This is a genomic window from Aestuariibaculum marinum (assembly GCF_014596975.1).
GTDB lineage: Bacteria > Bacteroidota > Bacteroidia > Flavobacteriales > Flavobacteriaceae > Aestuariibaculum > Aestuariibaculum marinum.
Window position 1 is genome coordinate 104,864 of record NZ_JACVXD010000009.1, and the last position, 6,066, is coordinate 110,929.

At 35.8% G+C, this 6,066-nt stretch carries 6 protein-coding genes; 1 reads left to right on the forward strand and 5 read right to left on the reverse strand.

What is annotated here, in order from left to right; genetic code table 11:
- Positions 1-33: 33 nt before the first annotated feature.
- From ICJ85_RS13645 to ICJ85_RS13665, 5 genes are all read right to left on the reverse strand, one after another.
- Positions 34-321: a Sec-independent protein translocase subunit TatA/TatB gene (locus ICJ85_RS13645; RefSeq protein ID WP_188224357.1), complete on the reverse strand. Its 288-nt coding sequence runs from the start codon at positions 319-321 to the stop codon at positions 34-36.
- Positions 322-435: 114 nt separating this feature from the next.
- The gene (locus ICJ85_RS13650) at positions 436-2,742 is read right to left on the reverse strand and encodes a M1 family metallopeptidase (RefSeq protein ID WP_188224358.1); all 2,307 of its coding nucleotides are present in this window, start codon (positions 2,740-2,742) and stop codon (positions 436-438) included.
- Positions 2,743-2,850: 108 nt separating this feature from the next.
- Positions 2,851-3,354 (reverse strand): DUF6702 family protein, encoded by a 504-nt coding sequence (locus ICJ85_RS13655; protein ID WP_188224359.1) that lies wholly within the window; start codon positions 3,352-3,354, stop codon positions 2,851-2,853.
- A gap of 72 nt (positions 3,355-3,426) precedes the next feature.
- Positions 3,427-4,227: a carboxypeptidase-like regulatory domain-containing protein gene (locus ICJ85_RS13660; RefSeq protein ID WP_188224360.1), complete on the reverse strand. Its 801-nt coding sequence runs from the start codon at positions 4,225-4,227 to the stop codon at positions 3,427-3,429.
- 88 nt (positions 4,228-4,315) lie between these two features.
- Positions 4,316-5,113 carry a hypothetical protein gene (locus ICJ85_RS13665; protein WP_188224361.1) on the reverse strand — a complete coding sequence of 266 codons (798 nt, stop codon included), beginning with the start codon at positions 5,111-5,113 and terminating at the stop codon, positions 4,316-4,318.
- Positions 5,114-5,286: 173 nt separating this feature from the next.
- On the opposite strand from ICJ85_RS13665, the gene pepE reads away from it, so the two are divergent.
- Complete coding sequence (pepE, locus tag ICJ85_RS13670) at positions 5,287-5,994, forward strand: dipeptidase PepE (protein ID WP_188224362.1); 708 nt, start codon at positions 5,287-5,289, stop codon at positions 5,992-5,994.
- The last annotated feature ends 72 nt before the right edge of the window (positions 5,995-6,066 follow it).

Below are 6,066 nucleotides of genomic sequence, written 5' to 3' on the forward strand. Positions count from 1 at the left end.
CGCGACCTTTGGGTAACGCCCAAAAAAGACTAATTACATTTTACGTTTTACCGAACCTGCGAAATCTTCAACATCGTCTTTTACGCTGTCGATTTCCTTTTTAATATCGGTTACAAAGCTGGTATCTATGCCATTACTTTCGGCACTTTTAGTGATTTCGTGTTTAATGTCGTTTGTCGCATTTTTAATGGTGCGCATCCCCTTACCTAAACCACGAGCAATCTCTGGGAGCTTATCGGCTCCAAACACCATGATAGCAATAAATAGGATGAATGCTATCTCTGCCCCGCTTATGAATAAAAATGTTGTTTGTAGTATCACAGTACAAATATAGGAAGTTGTTAAGCAGATTAAAAAATATTCTTAACGGAAAATGTGTTAAGAGTTTCGTTAAAAAAAGAAAGCCAACACATTCGCGTTGGCTTTTCTTATGATTTATGATTTTATCTTTTGTTTAAACTGATCGAAATCACTTTTAACTTCCTTCTTAGGCCAGATGTTGTTTGTGGTATCGACATCGGCAGTTTCTTCTTTCGGATCGATTTCAATACTTACAATTTCTTTATCTGAAGCAATGGCTTTACTTACTTCGTTATCGTTTAATCTCCAGATTTGTGCCGGGTAAGTCACCGTTTCTGAAGTTCCATCGGCATAGGTATACTTCGCGATAATCGGCATTACCAATCCTCCTGGTTTTTCAAACGTAATGTTATAAAAGTACTTAGGTTCTTTAATGTTTTTACGCTCCTCCGGCGTAAAGTTGTCCATTAAATATTCTTTAAGCGATGTTGAATTATCAACTAAAGTTCCTTCTTTTAAATCCTCTGAATAATCTTCACTACCTTCTTCTACCATGAATACTAACGGCACTAAGTTATTAACCGAGCCTCCAGATTTTGCCAAATAGTCTTTTATGTATTTGTTAGGCTTAGAAGACACAAAGTATTTTTTAACATCTTTTATACCGATGTCTACCCAATCTGTAGTATAAAACCAACCTCTCCAGTACCAGTCTAAATCAAATGCTGAAGCATCTTCCATGGTTCTAAAGAAATCTTCTGGCGTTGGGTGTTTAAACATCCAACGGTGCGCGTACTCTCTAAATGCATAGTCGAATAACTCAGGTCCCATAACCGTTTCTCTTAAAATATTTAAGGCCGTAGCTGGTTTACCATATGCATTATTTCCAAACTGGTATACGTTAATACCTTTACTCATGATAGGTGCGATAAAATTTTGATCCCCCCCCATATAAGGTACAATCATTCTTGCAGGTCCGCGATCTGAAGGAAAATCATCATGACCAACAGATAAAGCTGCTGGATATTTTTTACCAAAATCCTGCTCTGCCACATACTGCACAAACGTATTTAACCCTTCGTCCATCCAGGTCCATTGACGCTCGTCGCTGTTTACAATCATAGGGAAGAAATTATGTCCAACCTCGTGAATAATAACCCCCATCATTCCGTATTTCGTACGGTCGCTGTAAGTCCCATCGGCATTTGGTCTACCGTAGTTCCAACAAATCATCGGGTACTCCATCCCTTGCTCTTTCGCATGAACCGAAATCGCTTTATGATAAGGATAATCAAAAGTCATTCTTGAATAAGACTCTAAAGTACTACCAACCACTTTTGTCGACCAGTCACCCCATAACGGATTTCCTTCTTTAGCATATAATGATACGGCCATCACATCGCGATCTCCGATTTTTACAGCCATCATATCCCAGATATATTTTCTTGACGTTGCAAATGCAAAATCACGAACATTTTCTGCTTTTAACTTCCACGTTTTTGTGGTTTCAGCAAACTGACTTTCTTTAGCAGCAGCTTCTTCCTGAGTTACAATAACTACAGGTTTGTCGTACGACTTTTGTGCCTGTTCGTAGCGCTCCATCATTTTTTTAGAGAACACTTCTTTGCGATTGGTTAATCGACCAGTTCCATCTAAAATGTGATCTGCAGGCACGGTAATGTTCACTTCATAATCCCCAAATGGTAAAGCAAACTCCTCACGTCCCCAGAACTGCGTGTTTTGCCAGCCTTCAACATCGTTGTAAACCGCCATTCTTGGGAAGAATTGCGCAATAATATAGGTTCTGTTTCCGTCTTTAGGGAAGTATTCATAACCACTACGACCACGACCATCAACATGGTCGTTAATATTATACCACCATTTTACATTGAAAGAGAATTTATCACCTGTTTCCAAAACCTCAGGTAACTCGATACGCATCATGGTTCTATTAATCATATAGGTTAACGGATCTCCACTCGTATCTGAAACTTCTTCGATATTAAAACCACCATCGAATGGTTCTTTCATAAAGCTAGAGACAAACTGTGAAGGGCGTAACACATCGGACACACCAGAACCTTCTATAAGCGGTGTTTTCGAATCTTTCGCTCTCATGTTCTGATCTAACTGAACCCATAAATATTTTAAATCGTCTGGTGAATTGTTAGTATAAGTAATGGTTTCATACCCTGAAATTGTTTGATTTTTATCGTCTAAAACGATATCCATCTTATAATCGGCTTGTTGCTGATAATAAGCTGTACCAGGAGCTCCAGATGCAGCTCTGTACATGTTAGGGGTTGAAAACTCATCATACAATTGCCTAAACTTATTAGTATTTGTATGCCCTTTTTTAATTTCCTGTTTTTCTTGCTCTTGCGCAAAAGCTGCAGCAGAAACAAAAAATACAGACAGTAAATAATACTTAAATCTCACCATGTGAATAATGTTAATTTTTAAATGAATTTTAGTTGTGTTAAAAAATCATTAAATGATTATCACAAAAAACGCCAAATTGCAACGAATAATAAAATAAACAACTATTATTTAGTTAAATTTTAACAATACCTTTGCCTTTTGTGGAAATAAGATGACGCTTTTTTGTTTTGAATTAATATTGGTCTTTACAATATTTTGTTGCTCACTGAAGACATCAAACAACACTTCGTTTGTAATTTCTATGGTTTCTATGTGTTTCACATTTTCAATTTCCAGATAACACTTTGCGATATCTACATCGTAAGCTTTACCTATAAAATTTAAGTTTGCAGGCTCGCCGTTAATTTTTATAACGAGCTTATCCTTTAAGTATTTTTCCATGTAAGCATCAACAGATTCAGATTCATTTTGTCCTGCCAGTGTTATATTTTCATCATAACGCTCTCGTAATAGCTTTTCAAAATCATCAATAAATATCCTCGATATAATTTGAACCGATTGCTTCTCTTCTACATAATTTATCTGGGTTACACTAATGTAATATTTATGAACCGCTGTAAATGCGAAAAACGACAATGCGAATACAAGAAGTGCTGCTTTTATAAATTTCATTTGCTCTATTAAGTTATATACAAATTACGAATGTAAGTATTTAAATGCTTTCAAAAGGCGTACCAAAACGGATTAATTATTTCCTTCTGTCCTATTTTTCATATAATCTCGATACTTACTTCTCAAAAATAACAGGATTTTAAAATCGGTTTGGTTTTTGCAACGTTTAACAAAGTTAGGCGCATCGGCACAGTAATAGAAAAAATCCATTCTAGACTCTTCTTCTAAAGGATTAGACCTGAAAAAATCGGATGCTAATCGGGCTTTTATATTTCGCATGAGCCTATCACGTTCCTCGTGGTCTACACGTGCTTTAAGCATTTTCGTTCTTCCCGTAATGGCGTTTATTAACGGATCGAAAGAACCGCCTCCTAAAAGCATACCCGGTATCATTTTAGGCTTAAAATCGCCAGCCTGACTTAGCCGTCGTTCACTTTGTGTTTTCTTTTTTCCAGTATAGCCGGGAATACCTACATCGTAAAAATTAATAGGCACCTTACCATCAACATTGCCAATATCAGATAATAAATTCCCTGTTAAAACTTTTCCAACCACAACTTCATCTAACTGATTAACATGCTCTTCTAACACGACCCGCATCGCCTTAAACAACATGACCTGATGATCTACCACCACATATTTGGTTTGATATTGAACCGACGAAAATTGAATGGTATCATTAAGTTTGGCCTCAATTTTGAATTCACCAGTAGCATTAGTTATAGTAAATGCCTGTTCCGCTTTGTTAAGCACATGAATATTTTCTACATCTCCCAGACTATTTACCACCCCCGATATTTCAACAGCCTGTGAAAAACCGAAAAAGGTAAAAAGCATGAAACTTAGACCTATAAACTTTTGAACGATTGGCATCAATTTATTTAAAGACCTAAAGAACGCCTAACATCTCTTAAATAAATTACAAAACGGATTTAAACTTTTGTTAAAAAGGATGTTAAGACTACTTTTCGTTTAAAAAAGCAACGCTTTTAGCATGCAGATGTTCTAAAAACTCCATTTCCTTACCATAACTTAATAAAGAATAATCGAAATCACTAGCCTGTACATAATGAATAAATTCTTCGACACGGTGCTCAGGAATACCAAAATTATCGGTTAGAAACGTAGAACTGAAATAGTATTTCACAGACTCAAGAGGCACTTCAGGAATACCTTTTTCTTCTTTTTCAGGAGTTTTTGAACGAAATAACGGCAATAATAATTGATCGACCACATTAACAATATTAAGACCATTAATCATGGTAATGTGTTGTGTTGGAGTGGCTATATTATCAACCTGTGTTTGACTATCCGGCTTAAAATCAAATTCCTCCTTATTTTTAATACCAAAATACAGCGCATCCATCTTCGGCGTGAATTTTGAAGTCATTTCAATATCAGTTTGCAAATTTCCTGTAAGACTATTGGGCGAAAGAATAATTTCATCAAGCTTATTAATTTCTTCAATTAAAAAGATTTTCATTTGTCTGGACGCTATAATCGCTTCGTTAACTTCAAATTTTAAATTTTCAAATTGCAAAGCACCTACCTCAATTTTATCGTTTAATCGTACATCAATCTTAAACTCCCCTTTTTCATTGGTCACAGCCACTTTATTAGAAGACACATTATAAATTGTAATACCGTAAACGTCGTTACTTTCTACAATAATCTTCCCGTCTACCTCAATACGTTTAAAATCTTGAGAGAATAGGTTAAAACTGTTCACTAATAAAACCAAAAACAGGACTTTCTTCATGGGTTGAAAATTATATTTTTTTAAAATTCATCTGAAATATCACTTTAGCTAATTTTACATCGGTATTACAAGTTTAAAATAACATTTCATTCTTAAAAATAAGACTTTAGCTTGAAACTTACTATGAAAACCAACAGAATATTTTGTGTAGTTTTGCCAAACAAAACAATCACATGAAAAATATAATTATTGCCAGTACCTCAACCATACACGGCAGTGGGTATTTAGAATATATATTAGACGAATTAAGTATCCTTTTTAATGAAGCCAACTCCATTTTATTCATCCCCTACGCCAGACCCGGAGGTATTTCGCATGATGCGTACACTGATACTGCAAGAACAGCTTTTGCCAAAATTAACAAAGCGATTAAAGGCATACATGAGTTTGAAAACCCAGTGGAAGCTGTAACACATGCTGAAGCTATTTTTGTAGGAGGAGGAAATACTTTTGTTTTAACCGATCAGTTATACAGAAACCATTTAATTGAAGCCATACAAACAGCCGTAAAAAGTGGAACACCTTACCTTGGAACAAGTGCGGGGAGTAATATCTGCGGACTCACCATCAGAACAACTAACGATATGCCTATTGTTTATCCACCAAGTTTTAACGCTTTGGCTCTGGTGCCTTTTAACATTAACCCACATTACTTAGACCCTGACACCAATAGTAAACATATGGGTGAAACCAGAGAAACAAGAATAAAAGAATTTCATGGTTTTAATCCGCAACCTGTTGTCGGTTTACGTGAAGGAAGCTGGCTACGAGTTTCTGGCGATTCTATTGTTTTAAAAGGGAAGTTAACAGCCCGTATTTTTGAAAAAGGAAAAACTCCATACGAAGCTGAACATGATACTGAATTAAACACTTTGAACTAAACCACTATGGACTTGAAGTCCATAGGTTTGTTACACGAGGGACTAAAGTCCCTCTTTCTTACTCTAATATGA